A 15,031-nucleotide genomic window follows, 5' to 3' on the forward strand; every position below is an offset into this window, starting at 1 on the left:
TGCCCACAGCGGCGGATATTGATGGACAATGCGTCCGTGACCTACGACGAGAGCACCCCACCCGCTGCGAGCTCTCCGGGCGCGAGGCGGGTGACCACGGAGCCACCGCCGGAAGCGAACGTCACCGACGCCGCGAACCACGCCCTGCCCGCGGCTCTGCCCGCCGCAACCGCAACCGACCGCAGCCCCGACGAGCTGCCCGACAACCGGTACTTCAACCGCGAACTCTCGTGGCAGGACTTCAACGCGCGGGTCCTCGCACTGGCCGAGGACGAGTCCCAGCCACTGCTCGAGCGAACCAAGTTCCTCGCGATCTTCTCGTCCAATTTGGATGAGTTCTACATGGTGCGGGTGGCGGGCCTGAAGCGCCGCGACGAGACCGGCCTGTCCGTGCGCAGCGCGGACGGGCTCACGCCGCGGGAACAGATCGCGCACATCGCCAAGCGCAACCAGGAGCTCGTCCAACGGCACAACGCCGCCTTCGAGGAACAGGTGCGTCCCGGGCTGGCATCCGAGGACGTCCACATCGTGTCGTGGTCCGGTCTGGACGAGACGGACCACGAGCGCCTGTCGCGCTATTTCCGGGAGCAGATCTTCCCGGTGCTCACCCCGCTGGCCGTGGACCCGGCGCATCCGTTCCCGTACATCTCGGGGCTCTCGCTCAACCTCGCCGTGACGGTGCGCGATCCCGATGAAGGCACCGAACGGTTCGCCAGGGTGAAGGTGCCGAACAACGTGCCGCGGCTGGTCCGCACCGAACCGGAACGCGACAGCCGAACCCGCACGTTCCTGCCCCTCGAGGAGCTGATCTCGGCGCATCTGGGTGAGCTGTTCTCCGGAATGGAGGTCATCGAGCATCACGCGTTCCGCGTGACCCGCAACGCGGACTTCGAAGTCGAGGAGGACCGCGACGAGGATCTGCTCCAGGCGCTCGAGCGCGAACTCGCACAGCGCCGGTTCGGCCCGCCGGTCCGGCTCGAGGTCTCGCAGGACATGAGCGAGCACATGCTCGAGCTGCTGTTGCGCGAGCTCGAGGTCGACCCGCGGGACGTCGTCGAGGTTCCGGGACTGCTGGACCTCTCGTGCCTGACCCAGCTGCTGTCGCTGGACCGGCAGGAGCTCAAGGACCGCCCCTTCGTCCCGGCGACGCCACCCGCGTTCGGTGAACGGGAAACGCCCAAGAGCGTGTTCTCCACGCTGCGCGACGGGGACGTGCTCGTGCACCACCCGTACGACTCGTTCTCCACGAGTGTGCAGCGCTTCATCGAGCAGGCGGCCGCCGACGACAAGGTACTGGCGATCAAGCAGACGCTCTATCGCACCTCGGGCGACTCACCGATCGTCGACGCGCTCGTCGACGCCGCCGAGGCGGGCAAACAGGTCGTCGCGCTCGTGGAGATCAAGGCACGCTTCGACGAACAGGCCAACATCACGTGGGCGCGCACCCTCGAACGTTCGGGTGTGCACGTGGTCTACGGGCTGGTCGGCCTCAAGACGCACTGCAAGGTCTCCCTGGTCGTGCGGCAGGAAGGTACGACGATCCGCCGCTACTGCCACCTCGGCACGGGCAACTACAACCCGAAGACCGCGCGCCACTACGAGGATCTCGGCCTGCTCACGGCGGATCCGGCGATCGGGGCCGACCTGACGGACCTGTTCAACGTCCTCACCGGGTACTCGCACCAGGCGACCTACCGCAACCTCCTCACCTCGCCGAGCGGCATCCGGCGCGGCATTCTCGACCACGTCACCCGGGAGATCGAGCTCGCACGGCAGGGCCACGAGGCCGGTATCCGCGTCAAATGCAACGCGCTCGTCGACGAGCAGGTCGTCGACGGGTTGTATCGCGCGTCCCAGGCCGGCGTCCCCGTCGAGATCATCGTGCGCGGTATCTGCACGCTCAAGCCCGGCGTGCCGGGACTGAGCGAGAACATCACCGTCCGCTCGATCCTCGGCCGGTTCCTCGAGCACTCGCGGATCTTCCACTTCCGCGCGAGCGGGGCATACTGGATCGGCAGCGCCGACATGATGCACCGCAACCTCGACCGTCGCATCGAGGCGCTCGTTCAGGTCCACAATCCGAAACTGACCGCGGAACTGGACGAGATCCTCAGCTCCACGATGGACCGGCACACCCGGTGCTGGATCCTCACCTCGACGGGAGAGTGGCAACCGTCCCCTGCGAACTCGTCCGAGGTCCGCGACCATCAACTCGAAACGCTACGCAAGCACGGAGCAACAGGGTGAGCATTACCACCGACGCCGCCGATCACATCGTCGCCCGGGCTGCGGGCGCGGTGCTCTGGCGCCCGGCCGCAAGCGGGAACCCGGGCGTCGACATCGCGGTCGTCCACCGGCCACGCTACGACGACTGGTCGCTGCCGAAGGGGCATCTCGATCCGGGCGAAACCGCACCGGTCGCAGCGCTGCGGGAACTTCGGGAGGAAACCGGCTTCACCGCCGTCCTCGGTGCATTCCTGAAACGCGTGGAATACCGCATCGCCCGCGGCACGAAAGCCGTGGACTACTTCACCGCACGCGCCGGAAACGGTGCATTCGACCCCAATGAGGAGGTCGACGAGCTGCGCTGGACCACGCCGGACGACGCCGTCCGGCTGTTGTCCTACGACTCGGATGCCGCCGTCGTCGAGCAGTTCGGCGCCCTGCCGCAGCAGGTCACGTCGATGCTGCTCGTGCGGCACGCCAAGGCGGGCAAACGCGAATCCTGGACGGGGGACGACGATCTGCGGCCGCTGAGCGACGCGGGCGAACGCCAGGCGAGTGCTCTGCGGCCGGTACTGCAAGCATTCGGACCCGACCGGGTCATCACCGCTCCCCTACTGCGCTGTGTGCAGACGGTGCAGGGCGTCGCGGACGACCTCGGCACCGAGGTGCGGCACGATCACGCGTTGTCCGAGCGCACCTTCGCGGCGGATCCGGACCGCGCGGTACGGCGCATCGTCGAGCTCGGCCTCAGCGGCGGTACTCCGGTGGTGTGCAGCCAGGGCGGCGTGATCCCGCACGTGGTCGCCACGCTCGCCGACCGCGGCGGCATCACGTTGCCGCCTGCCACGCCGAACGGTGTGCCGGCGAAGAAGGGCTCGGTGTGGCAACTCTCGTTCGACCGAGTCGGACGTCTCGTCGCGGCGGGCTACCTGCCGAACGCGCTGGCCGCACCGCTCGGCGTGTAGCGACCGGTACACCCGGCCCCGAACGCGGACGGGCCCCGCACCGCCGACTGCGGTGCGGGGCCCGTCCGCGTGTGACGTCCGGCGCCACAGGTGTCGACCGGTGGGCCGGTTCACTTCTTCTTCGTGGCCGTCTTCTTCGCCGTCGACGCCGTGGCGGTGGTCTTGGCCGGCGTGGCTGCCGCCTTGGTCGTCTTGGCCGAGGACTTCGGTGCCGCCTTGGCGGTGCTCTTGGCCGTCGTGCTCTTGGCCGTCGTGCTCTTCGACGCCGTGGACTTGGCTGCGGTCTTCGGGGCAGTCTTGCCGGCCGAGGACGTCTTGGCGGCCGTCGACGTCTTGGCGGTCGAGGACTTCGCCGCCGTCTTCGGCGCAGCCTTGGTGGTGCTCTTCGCCGTGGCCGCGGTGCTCTTGGCGGCCGTCGACTTGCTCGCCGTCGACTTCGCCGCCGTGCTCTTGGCGGCGGTGCTCTTCGACGTCGTGCTCTTGGCGGCCGTGCTCTTCGAGGCCGTGGACTTGGCGGCCGTGGACTTGGCAGCCGTAGTCTTGGCGGCCATCTTCGGGGCAGCCTTGCCGGCCGAGGACGTCTTGGTGGCCGAGGACTTCGCCGCCGTCGACGTCGTCGCGGTCTTCGGAGCCGACTTCGTGGCCGTGGCGCGGGTCGCGGTCGTCGCGCGCGAACGGGTCGTCGTGCTGCGCGTGGACGACGCGGCGGACGAGGCCGTGGTGCCGCGGGCGGTGGTGCCCGACACCGGCTTGGCCTTCGTGGCCTTCGGCAGCTTCTTCGTGCCGCTCACCACATCCTTGAAGGTGGTGCCCGCACGGAAGGCCGGGACGTTGGTCTTCTTGACGCGGACGGTCTCGCCGGTGCGCGGGTTCCGTGCGGTGCGGGCGGCGCGGGCGCGCTTCTCGAACACACCGAAGCCGGTGATGTTCACCTTTTCGCCCTTGTTGACCGTCCGAATGATGATGTCGACAAGATTGTCGACGGCTTGCGTGGCGACCTTCTTGTCGCCCAGGCGCTCGCCGAGCGCCTCGATGAGTTGGGCCTTGTTGGCCATTCCAGTCCTCCAGGAAGAACTACGTGTTACCCGGCCACACCGGCCGACATGGGGCATACGGTATTACCTACGCAGCACAATTTCCAAACGGCACGCGGGTTTTCCCTTGCCGGATGGACGATCCCGCCGATGAGCGACGATCGAATCCGGCCGGTGCGAGCGTGCGTCCGGTGTCGGATGCCGGCCGGTGGGCCGGGCCGGATTCCCTTACTGAACAGGGAATCTTCGCGGTTCTCAGGAGGCAGGCGGCCTACTGTGACTGTGCCGCCGGCAGCGTGACGGGCTTGTGGCCGGGACGATTGCGTTCGAACTCGGCGATGTCGCCGGAGTGGCGCAGTGTCAGCGCGATGTCGTCGAGCCCTTCCGTCAGCCGCCAGCGCGTGTACTCGTCGATCTCGAAGGGCGCGCTGAAGTCCTTGGCCCGCACGGTCTTGCTCGTAAGGTCCACAGTGACCTCGGTGCCGGGATCGTTCTCCAGGATCTTCCACAGCAGCTCGACGTCGTCCTGCCCGCACTCCGCGGCCACGAGGCCCTGCTTACCCGCGTTACCGCGGAAGATGTCGGCGAAGCGGGACGAGATGACCACGCGGAAGCCGTAGTTCATCAGCGCCCACACCGCGTGCTCACGCGAGGAGCCGGTGCCGAAGTCCGGCCCGGCGACGAGCACGGAGCCACGGTCGAACGGCTCGATGTTGAGCACGAACTGCTCGTCACCGCGCCAGGCGGCGAACAGGCCGTCCTCGAAGCCGGTGCGGCTCACACGCTTGAGGTAGACGGCGGGGATGATCTGGTCGGTGTCCACGTTGGACCTGCGCAGCGGCACGCCGATGCCGGTGTGCTCGGTGATCGGTTCCATGAGGGGCTACTTCCGTTGTGCGATCGGGCTTGTGCGATCGGGCTTGTGCGATCGGTGTGAAGCGGGTGCGGGTCAGAGGTCTTCCGGCGAGGACAGCGTGCCGCGTACGGCAGTGGCCGCCGCCACCAGCGGCGAGACGAGGTGGGTCCGGCCACCCTTGCCCTGCCTGCCTTCGAAGTTGCGGTTGGACGTCGACGCGCTGCGCTCCCCCGGCTCGAGCTGATCCGGGTTCATGCCGAGGCACATCGAGCAGCCGGCCTGGCGCCATTCGGCCCCGGCGTCGAGAAACACCTTGTCGAGGCCTTCCGACTCCGCCGTCGTGCGCACGCGCATGGAGCCGGGCACGACCAGCATGCGCACGCTGTCGGCGACCTTCTTGCCCCGCAGCACGTCCGCCGCCGCACGCAGATCCTCGATCCGGCCGTTGGTGCAGGAGCCGAGGAACACCGTGTCCACCGCGATCTCCCGCAGCGGCGTCCCGGGCTCGAGATCCATATAGGACAAGGCCTTCTCGGCGGCGAACTTCGCGCTATCGTCGCCCAGCTGCTCCGGATCCGGCACGTTCTCGCCCAGCGGAAGCCCCTGCCCCGGGTTCGTGCCCCAGGTCACGAACGGCGTCAGCGCATCGGCGTCGATGGTGACCTCGGCGTCGAACTCGGCGTCGTCGTCGGTGCGCAGCTCCCGCCACGCGGCGACGGCGTCGTCCCACTGCTCACCCTGCGGTGCGTGCGGCCTGCCCTCGAGATAGGCGAACGTCGTCTCGTCCGGCGCGATCATTCCCGCACGAGCACCGGCTTCGATGGACATGTTGCAGATCGTCATGCGGGCTTCCATCGACAGCGACTCGATCGCGCTGCCGCGGTACTCGAGTACGTAGCCCTGACCGCCGCCCGTGCCGATCTCCGCGATGACCGCGAGGATGATGTCCTTCGACGTGACTCCGGGCCGCAAGGTGCCTTCGACGTTGATCGCCATCGTCTTGAAGGGCCGCAGCGGCAGCGTCTGCGTGGCGAGCACGTGCTCGACCTCGGAGGTGCCGATGCCGAAGGCCATGGCACCGAAGGCACCGTGGGTCGAGGTGTGACTGTCGCCGCACACCACGGTCGTTCCGGGCTGCGTGAGGCCGAGCTGCGGGCCGATCACGTGGACGATGCCTTGTTCGGCGTCACCCATGGGGTGCAGCCGGACACCGAATTCCTCGCAGTTCTTGCGCAGGGTGTCGACCTGGGTCTTGGAGACCGGGTCGGCGATCGGCAGTTCGATGTCGACCGTCGGCACGTTGTGGTCCTCGGTGGCGATGGTCAGGTCCGGCCTGCGCACCTGACGGCCGGCGAGACGGAGGCCGTCGAACGCCTGCGGACTCGTAACCTCGTGCACAAGATGCAGATCGATGAAAAGTACGTCGGGCTCGGCACCTTCGCCGCGGCGTACCGTGTGCTGGTCCCACACCTTTTCGGCGAGTGTGCGGCCCCGTTTCTCCGCCATCAGGGCTCCTCCATTTGAGTGTCGCTGGGAACTGTGGTGGGTCGGCCGGGCTGTGAGCTCCCGGACTGTCCCAAATTCTGGACTTCCCAGACTTCGGGATTGTAGTATCGCTGTGTGGGACAGCATAACTCTGAAGCTCAGCAGAGCGGTATCGGTGTCTTGGACAAGGCGATCGCCGTCTTGCACGCAGCGGCGGGACAGCCGTGCGGATTGGCGGAGTTGTGCTCCGAGACGGGGTTGCCGCGGGCGACGGCACACCGATTGGCGGTGGGGCTCGAGGTGCACCGGTTGTTGCGACGTGGCCCGGACGGCCGGTGGCGGCCCGGTGCGGCACTGGCGGAACTGTCCGGCGGCACGGCGGATCCGTTGCTCGATGCGGCGGCTGTCGTGTTGCCCAAACTGCGGGACATCACGGGCGAGAGCGTGCAGGTGTACCGCCGGGACGGGGTGCAACGGGTGTGCGTGGCCTCGGCGGAGCCGCCGAGTGGGTTGCGGGACACGGTGCCGGTGGGGTCGCGACTGCCGATGACGGCGGGATCCGGGGCGAAGGTGCTGACGGCGTGGGCCGACGCCCACACCCAGCAGGCGATTCTCGCCGAGGCGGTGTTCGGGGAGCGGACGCTGCTGGAGGTGCGGCGTCGTGGCTGGGCGCAGAGTGTGGCCGAGCGGGAGCCGGGGGTGGCGAGTGTGTCGGCGCCGGTGCGTGATTCGGCGGGGGCGATCGTGGCGGCGGTGTCGGTGTCGGGTCCGGTGGACCGCATCGGCCGCAAACCGGGCGCCCGCTGGGCGAGCGACCTCCTGGACGCCGCGGAATCCCTCCAGGAACGCCTCTGACCCGAAACCCGCCTACCTCTCCCTGGCCCGCCTCCTCCGGGAAACACGAGGCAACACCCACACCCAAACCAACGACGCCCCGGAACCGGCACCAGCCGAACGAGCGCCAGCGAGTAACGGCGCCAACAAACCCGCCCACGCCCCCTCCCCAACCAGGCCGGCGAGCACGGCCGGAACCACCCACCCGACGCAACACGCGAACGGCACGCAACCACAGGCAGGGGGTCCGGGGGCGGAGCCCGCCGGGCTGGGGGTGTGGGGGCTGCGCCCCCACTAGGCACAACGAGAAAAACCCTATCTGCGCTTTCCGCAGATAGGGTTTTTCTACTTTTTCGAGTACCCCCGATGGGATTCGAACCCACGCTACCGGCGTGAGAGGCCGGCGTCCTAGGCCGCTAGACGACGGGGGCTTGCTTCTTTTGTGTTGGAAGAGAACTTACCAGATCGGTTTGCTCTCTCCGCAGCTGGGGTACCAGGACTCGAACCTAGACTAACTGAACCAGAATCAGCCGTGCTGCCGATTACACCATACCCCAACGGACACTTCGCTCGGGTTCACCGGAGTACGTCCGTTCCCCGGTGCGCTTCCCAGCTCCGTATCGCGTTGTTGGAGAAAGCATAGACCACGCACTGTGGCCGCGTGCAGCCGGGGTCCCTCTCGCACGCAGCGAACCCCGGCGGTCCCCGTTGTCGCTGGTCCTCCGGCCCGGTGCGGCGCTCAGCGTGGCGCAGGGACTCCGACGCGCACGAACTCGGAGACCAGCAGTTCGGGCAGTCCGGCGAGTGTGGTGAGAACGTGGACGTCGGCGGGTGCTCCGCTGCGCCCTGCGCCGCCGTCCCCGGCATCGGCGCCGCCTCCGGCATTCCCGGCACCGTCCGCGTCCCCGGAACTGCCTCCGGAACCGTCGATGTCCCCGGAACCGTCGATGTCCCCGGTACCGCCGGCGTCCCCTGTGGAGTCACGCCGTCCCGCGCTCGCGTCGTCGGGGTCACGGTGGAGCCAGATCCCGGTGAGACCGGCATCACGTGCACCGAGGGCGTCGGTGGTGAGTTTGTCCCCCAGGTGCACGGCTTCCCGTGGATCGCAGCCGAGCTGGGCGCAGACGGACCGGAACATTGCCGGGTCGGGTTTGGCGACGCCGAGTTCGCCCGCGATGGCGACGTGGTCGAAGAACCGGGCCAGACCGAGCGCGGCGAGTTTGTCGCGCTGATGGGGTCCGGAGGCGTTCGTCACGGCAGCCAGCTGCACGCCGGCGGCGGCAAGCCATTCGAGGCACGGCACGACGTCGTCGAAGAGCCGCCACGAGCGGTTCAGCAGCGTTTTGCGCCGGGTTTCGAACCCGGCGGCGCCGGCGAGGTCGACAGCCATCCCGAGGCCGCGCAGGAACGCGTGCGTGCGCCGGACGTGCATGTCCGCGTAGTCGAGTTCGCCCGCGACGACGCGTGCGACATGCTCGTCGGTGACGCGTTCCCATTCCTCCCAGATGTCGACGCGTCCGGTCAGGGCGGCGAGCGTGCGCTTGCCCGTCGCCGTGAAGTCGATCAGCGTGTCGTCGATGTCCAGGCACACGGCCCGCAGTTCGGGCGGTGCCCAGACGTCGACATCGTCGCGATCGGCATCGGCGACAGGGTGCGGAGCCGTCGGGGAGTCAAGCGCAAAAGCCACTCACGCGAGGCTAGGGGGTTTTGCGCGAGCCCGACTCTGCTATCGAGGTGATATGGGCGGGTCTGTTTCGGTCCAGCTGATCTACGCTCAGTTGTCCGGCAGAGCCCGGCGCAGCCGTCCGAGTGACACGTCGCGACCGAGCAATTCCATCGATTCGTAGAGCGGCGGTGACACCGTGCGTCCGGTCACAGCGACCCGCACGGGCGTGAAAGCCTTGCGCGGCTTGAGTCCCAGGCCCTCCACGAGCGCGTCCTTGAGCGCCTGCTCGATGTCGGACGCCGCCCACGACGACAATCCCTCCAACGCCTCGATGGAGGCCCGCAGCGCCGGTTCGGAGTCCGGGCCGAGCGCCTTCGTGGCCGCGGCCTCCTCGGGGACGAACTCGGCGTCGTCGACGAACAGGAACCGCAGCAGCTCACCCGCCTCGGACAGCACCGCGACCCGTTCCTGCACGAGCGGGGCGATCGCGGCGAGTGTCGCCTGCTGGTCCGCGGACGGCTGCGGCGGCAGCACACCCGCGTCGACGAGATACGGCGTGACGCGCGTGACGAAGTCCTCGTGACTCAGCGCGCGCACGTGGTTGCCGTTGATCGACTCGGCCTTCTTGAGGTCGAACCGCGCGGGGTTGGCACTGACCTTGGTGATCTCGAACGCCTCGATGAGTTCGTCGACGGTGAAGATGTCACGGTCGTCGGCGATCGACCAGCCGAGCAGAGCGAGGTAGTTCAGCAGGCCCTCGGGGATGAATCCCCGGTCCCGGTAGGTGAACAGGTTCGACTGCGGGTCTCGTTTGGACAGTTTCTTGTTGCCCTCACCCATGACGTACGGCATGTGGCCGAACTCCGGAACGAATTCGGCGACACCGACCCGCTGCAACGCCTGGTACAGCGCGATCTGCCGCGGCGTCGAGGGAAGCAGGTCCTCACCACGCAGCACGTGGGTGATGCGCATCAGCGCGTCGTCGACGGGGTTGGTCAGCGTGTAGAGCGGCGCCCCGTTGCCGCGCACCAGCACCGGGTCGGGGATGGTGCCCGCCTTGAACTCGATCTCGCCGCGCACGAGGTCGTTCCAGGACAGGTCCTCGTCCGGCATCCGCAGGCGTAACACCGGTTCGCGCCCCTCCGCGCGGAAGGCCTGCTTCTGCTCCTCGGTGAGGTCGCGGTCGTAATTGTCGTAGCCCAGCTGCGGGTCCTGCCCGGCGTCCTTGCGCCGCTGCGCGGCCTCCTCGCCGGTGGAGAACGCCTCGTACAGCTCGCCCGCCTCGAGGAGCTCGGCGGCGACGTCGCGGTAGATGTCGGCGCGTTCGCTCTGCCGGTACGGGCCGTACTCGCCTCCGGCCTCCGGCCCTTCGTCCCAGTCGATACCGAGCCAGTGCAGCGCGTCGAGCAGGGCCTCGTAGGACTCCTCGCTGTCGCGCGAGGAGTCGGTGTCCTCGACCCGGAACACGAGCTTTCCGCCGTTGTGCCGGGCGAACGCCCAGTTGAACAAGGCGGTGCGGATCAGGCCCACGTGCGGCGTACCGGTGGGCGACGGGCAGAAGCGAGCACGAACGGCGGCGGGCTTGTTCTCAGTCATAGCCCGACCAGCCTAGCGCCGTTGACTTCGGCTGCTCACGAGCGCATGCTGAAATTATTCAACGGGTGTTGAAAACATGCTCGTCGACGGTCCGGACGAGTCGAGGTGACGGGCCCGACGGACGAATCGAGGTGGAGAGATGGACGTGACGGCCGCACGGACGGACTGCGTCATCGCAGGCGGCGGACCCGCGGGCATGGTGCTCGGACTGCTGCTCGCTCGCGCAGGAGTGCAGGTGACCGTGCTCGAGAAGCACGGCGATTTCCTCCGCGACTTCCGCGGCGACACCGTGCACCCGTCGACGCTGACCCTGCTGGACGAACTCGGCCTCGGCGAGGAGTTCGCGGCGCTGCCGCAGACCCGGCTGACCGAGATCGCCTTCCCCGCCGAGGACGGCACGTCGGTGGTCGTGGGCGACCTGACCCGGTTGGGCCGGTGGACGCGGCACCCGTACATCGCGCTCACCCCGCAGTGGGATCTGCTGAACCTGCTCGCCGAGGCCGGCGCCGACGAACCCGCGTTCACACTGCGGATGAACACCGAGGTCACCGACCTGGTTCAGCGGGAGGGCCGCGTGGTGGGAGTGCGCCACTCCGGCCCGGACGGCGACGGCGAGCTCCACGCCGATCTGACCGTGGCCGCCGACGGCCGCTGGTCGCTCCCCCGGCGCGCGGCGGGACTGACGCCGAAGGAATGGCCGGTGCCCTTCGACGTGTGGTGGTTCCGCCTGGGCCGCGATCCCGACGACACCACCTCGGCCCTGTCACCCACCATGCGCAGCGGCCGGTTCGTCCTCGACATCCCGCGCGAGGGTTTCCACCAGCTCGCCTATCTGGGCCGCAAGGGCACCGACGGCGACCTCCGGCGGCGCGGCATCGACGCGTTCCGCCGCGATGTCGCCGAGGTCGTGCCGCAACTGGCGGACCGGGTCGGCGAACTGGAGTCGACCGACGACGTCAAACACCTCGACGTGCGGCTCAACCGGCTTCCCCGTTGGCACACCGAGGGCCTGCTGTGCCTCGGGGACGCGGCCCACGCGATGTCACCGATCGGCGGACTCGGCATCAACCTGGCGGTACAGGACGCGGTGGCCGCCGCGAGGCTGTTGGCCGAGCCGCTGCGCCGCGGGTCGCCGACGGCCGTGGAACTGGCCGCGGTGCGCAAGCGCAGGCTCCTGCCGACGGCGGCGGTACAGACGCTGCAACGGCTGCTGCACCGGATGGTCGCCGCGCCGGTGGTGGAGGGCAGGCGGCTGGGTCCGCCGAAACCCCTGCAACGGCTGCTGCGCAGGGTTCCGGCGGTGTCACTCGTGCCCGCCTACCTCGTCGGCATCGGGCTGCGACCCGAGCACGCGCCCGAGTTCGCCCGCCGGAAGCCGGGAGTCAGGCGTCGTCGACGGGATTGGTGAGAGTGCCGAGCCCGTCGATCGTCACCGACACCTCCTGTCCGGCCACGATGGGGCCGACACCGGCAGGGGTGCCGGTGAGGATCGTGTCGCCGGGCAGCAACGTCATCACCGACGAGACGAACTCGATCAGCTCGGGGATCTTGTGGACGATCTCCGAGGTGCGCGAGTCCTGTTTGGTCTCGCCGTCGACGGTGGTGCGGATCGCCAGATCGGCCGGGTCGAGATCGGTCTCGATCCACGGGCCGATCGGGCAGAACGTGTCGAACCCCTTGGCCCGGCCCCACTGGCCGTCCGAGCGCTGGAAGTCGCGCGCGCTGACGTCGTTGGCGATCGTGTAGCCGAGCACGGCCTGCGACGCCTGGGCCGCGGGCACGTTCTTCACGGGCTGACCGATGATGACGGCGAGTTCGCCCTCGAAGTCCACCCGCTCCGACTGCTTCGGCCTGCGGATGGGGGCATTCGGGCCGATGACGGTCGTCGACGGCTTCAGGAAGATCATCGGCTCGGCCGGGACCTCGTTGCCCATTTCACGGGCGTGGTCGGCGTAGTTGCGGCCGACGGCGATCACCTTCGTCGGCAGGATCGGCGCGAGCAGCCGGACGTCGGCCAGCGGCCATTTCTTGCCGGTGTAGTTCGGCTTACCGAACGGGTGGTCGGCGACCTCCCAGACCACCGTGTCGTTGCTGTCGCCGTCTCCGTCCACCGAGACGAAGGCGACACCTTCCGGGTGAGCAATCCGAGCCAAACGCACGGTCCCATTCTAGACAGTGACGCGGAGCGTCTCCGTTGGGGCGGTGGTGGGCGACGGGCGGGCCTACCTGCGGCGCGGAGCGCCTCGTGTTGGGTGGTGGCGGGCGACGGGCGAGCCTGGACAGTGACGCGGAGCGTCCGACCGACACCTCGCGTGTCCTGCACTCGGCACCGCGTGTCCTGCACTCGTGCACCCCGGCCGGTGCCCGCCGAGATCCCGGACGGGCACCGGTGCCCTGGGAATCTCGGAGTCAGACCTGCTCGGAGGTCACGCGCAGCGCCTTGTGGGCGAGCGCGTCGCACAGGGCCAGCCAGCTGGCCTCGACGATGTTCTCGTGCACGCCGACGGTCGTCCATTCGCGCTCGCGGTCGGAGGATTCGACGAGCACGCGCGTCACCGCACCGGTGCCCTGGCGGTTGACCAGGATGCGCACCTTGTAGTCCGACAGCGACATCTCGTCCAGCCACGCCAGATGCGGCCGCAGCGCCTTCCGCAGCGCGGCGTCGAGCGCGTTGACCGGGCCGTTGCCCTCGGCCGTCGCGAGGACCCGCTCGCCGGCGACGTGCACCTTCACCGTCGCCTCGGACACGACCTCGCCGTCGACGCGGTGGTCCAGCACCACGCGGTACGACTCCAGGTCGAACGGCGGGCCCACGGGCTCCTGCCCGTCCGAACCCGCGATCTCCCGGCGCATCAGCAGTTCCAGCGACGCGTCGGCCGCCTCGAACGACCAGCCGCCCGCCTCCAGGTCCTTCACCTTGTGCACCGTGTTGCTGAGCGCGCGGGGGTTGCCCGCGAGGTCCACGCCGAGTTCCTGCCCCTTGAGTTCGAGGCTCGCCTTGCCCGCCATCTCGGTGACGAGCACGCGCATGTCGTTGCCGACCAGTGCGGGGTCGATGTGGTTGTACAGCAACGGGTCCACTTTGATCGCGCTCGCGTGCAGTCCCGCTTTGTGGGCGAAGGCCGACGACCCGACGTAGGCCTGGTGGGTGTCGGGGGCGATGTTCGCGATCTCGGCGAGTGCGTGGGAGACGCGCGTCAGCTCGGCCGCTCCCCCGGACGGCAGGACTTCCATACCCAGTTTCGCGACGAGGTTGCCCGTGACGGCGAAGAGGTCGGCGTTGCCTGCGCGTTCGCCGTAGCCGTTGGCGGTGCACTGCACGTGCGTCGCACCCGCCTGCACCGCGGCGATGCTGTTGGCCACGGCGCACGAGGTGTCGTCCTGGCAGTGGATACCGACGCGCAGTCCGGTCCGCTCACGCACCTCGCGCACCGTGTCGGCGAGGCCGAGCGGCAGCTGGCCGCCGTTGGTGTCGCACAGGACGACCACGTCGGCGCCCGCCGAGCCCGCCGCGTCCAGCACTCGCAGCGCGGTGTCCGGGTCGTAGGCGTAGCCGTCGAAGAAGTGCTCCGCGTCGAGGAACACCCGCCTGCCCTCGCCGGTCAGGAACGCCACCGTGTCGGCCACCATCGCGCACGCCTCGTCGACGTCCACACGCAACGCGCGCTCGATGTGGCGGACGTCCGATTTGGCCACGAGCGTGACCACCGGCGCCTCCGAGTCGAGCAGTGCGCGGACCTGCGGGTCGTCGCCCGCGGCCACGCCCGAGCGCCGGGTCGATCCGAACGCGACCAGCGCGGCGTGCTTGAGCTGCAGTTCCCCCGCCGCAGCACGCGCGAAGAACTCGGTGTCCTTCGGCATCGCGCCGGGCCAGCCGCCCTCGATGAACCCGACCCCCAGCTCGTCGAGATGCCGTGCCACGAGAATCTTGTCGGCCACCGAATACGCAACGCCCTCGCGCTGCGCACCGTCGCGCAACGTCGTGTCGTACAGGTGGAAGTCATCGCCGAGCGGGGTTCCTGCGGGTTCCGTGCGGGTCACGGGTTCGTCTCCTCGTCGCGGTATACGAACAACAGTGGTGTGCGAACAACAGCGGTGTGCGAACGAAGCGGAACACCGACAACAGTGTCGATCGCGGTTCCGGTAGCGGCCACAAAAAAGACCCCCCGCGAAGATGCGAGAGGTCTGCGCGCCGGGTGCTCCTGCGGGGCACTTACCCGGCGCGCCTGCCAATAATGATCACGCGAAACGTGTCCATGGGCATCGAGCATGCCACATCTCCCGCACCGGCGTCCAATTGCTGGGCAGTGTTCCCACATTCCGGGCATACGGTGCGGGGATCGCAACAGTACGGGGCTCGCGTCAGACC

The 15,031-nt window shown here is 68.8% G+C and carries 11 protein-coding genes and 2 tRNA genes; 4 read left to right on the forward strand and 9 right to left on the reverse strand.

The genetic code is table 11. From position 1 onward, the window contains the following. Positions 1–21 precede the first annotated feature (21 nt). Together LY41_RS04635 and LY41_RS04640 are read left to right on the forward strand one after the other, a co-directional pair. Positions 22–2,247: an RNA degradosome polyphosphate kinase gene (locus LY41_RS04635; RefSeq protein ID WP_253862541.1), complete on the forward strand. Its 2,226-nt coding sequence runs from the start codon at positions 22–24 to the stop codon at positions 2,245–2,247. After that, a complete protein-coding gene (locus LY41_RS04640; protein ID WP_253862542.1) occupies positions 2,244–3,191 on the forward strand; it encodes an NUDIX hydrolase in 948 nt (315 codons plus the stop codon). The genes LY41_RS04635 and LY41_RS04640 overlap by 4 nt, the downstream gene beginning before the upstream one ends. Positions 3,192–3,301: 110 nt before the next feature. On the opposite strand, the gene LY41_RS04645 is transcribed toward LY41_RS04640, so the two are convergent. The 3 genes from LY41_RS04645 to leuC form a co-directional block, all read right to left on the reverse strand. Beyond that, on the reverse strand, positions 3,302–4,246 hold the full coding sequence (locus LY41_RS04645) for an HU family DNA-binding protein (RefSeq protein ID WP_253862543.1): 945 nt from the start codon (positions 4,244–4,246) through the stop codon (positions 3,302–3,304). A 250-nt stretch (positions 4,247–4,496) separates the two neighbouring features. Further along, complete coding sequence (gene leuD, locus LY41_RS04650; RefSeq protein ID WP_253862544.1) at positions 4,497–5,102, reverse strand: 3-isopropylmalate dehydratase small subunit; 606 nt, start codon at positions 5,100–5,102, stop codon at positions 4,497–4,499. 72 nt (positions 5,103–5,174) lie between these two features. Then, the gene (gene leuC, locus LY41_RS04655; protein ID WP_253862545.1) at positions 5,175–6,587 is read right to left on the reverse strand and encodes a 3-isopropylmalate dehydratase large subunit; all 1,413 of its coding nucleotides are present in this window, start codon (positions 6,585–6,587) and stop codon (positions 5,175–5,177) included. 114 nt (positions 6,588–6,701) lie between these two features. On the opposite strand from leuC, the gene LY41_RS04660 reads away from it, so the two are divergent. After that, positions 6,702–7,421: an IclR family transcriptional regulator gene (locus LY41_RS04660; RefSeq protein WP_253862546.1), complete on the forward strand. Its 720-nt coding sequence runs from the start codon at positions 6,702–6,704 to the stop codon at positions 7,419–7,421. A gap of 337 nt (positions 7,422–7,758) precedes the next feature. On the opposite strand, the gene LY41_RS04665 is transcribed toward LY41_RS04660, so the two are convergent. From LY41_RS04665 to gltX, 4 genes are all read right to left on the reverse strand, one after another. Further along, positions 7,759–7,831: transfer RNA gene (locus tag LY41_RS04665), tRNA-Glu, on the reverse strand. Positions 7,832–7,885: 54 nt separating this feature from the next. Further along, positions 7,886–7,957, reverse strand: a tRNA-Gln gene (locus LY41_RS04670). Between the two features lie 182 nt (positions 7,958–8,139). Beyond that, complete coding sequence (locus LY41_RS04675) at positions 8,140–8,991, reverse strand: HAD family hydrolase (RefSeq protein WP_425563723.1); 852 nt, start codon at positions 8,989–8,991, stop codon at positions 8,140–8,142. A gap of 183 nt (positions 8,992–9,174) precedes the next feature. Continuing rightward, a complete protein-coding gene (gene gltX / locus LY41_RS04680; protein ID WP_253862547.1) occupies positions 9,175–10,662 on the reverse strand; it encodes a glutamate--tRNA ligase in 1,488 nt (495 codons plus the stop codon). Between the two features lie 139 nt (positions 10,663–10,801). Between gltX and LY41_RS04685 the strand changes: the two genes are divergently transcribed. Next, positions 10,802–12,070 (forward strand): FAD-dependent oxidoreductase, encoded by a 1,269-nt coding sequence (locus LY41_RS04685; RefSeq protein WP_253862548.1) that lies wholly within the window; start codon positions 10,802–10,804, stop codon positions 12,068–12,070. On the opposite strand, the gene LY41_RS04690 is transcribed toward LY41_RS04685, so the two are convergent. After that, entirely contained in the window at positions 12,045–12,821 is a 777-nt protein-coding gene (locus LY41_RS04690; protein WP_253862549.1) for a fumarylacetoacetate hydrolase family protein, read from the reverse strand. The genes LY41_RS04685 and LY41_RS04690 overlap by 26 nt on opposite strands. A gap of 250 nt (positions 12,822–13,071) precedes the next feature. Beyond that, positions 13,072–14,703 (reverse strand): citramalate synthase, encoded by a 1,632-nt coding sequence (gene cimA, locus LY41_RS04695; RefSeq protein ID WP_253862550.1) that lies wholly within the window; start codon positions 14,701–14,703, stop codon positions 13,072–13,074. Between the last annotated feature and the right edge of the window lie 328 nt (positions 14,704–15,031).

It is taken from the genome of Prauserella halophila (assembly GCF_024171895.1).
Taxonomy (GTDB): domain Bacteria; phylum Actinomycetota; class Actinomycetes; order Mycobacteriales; family Pseudonocardiaceae; genus Prauserella; species Prauserella halophila.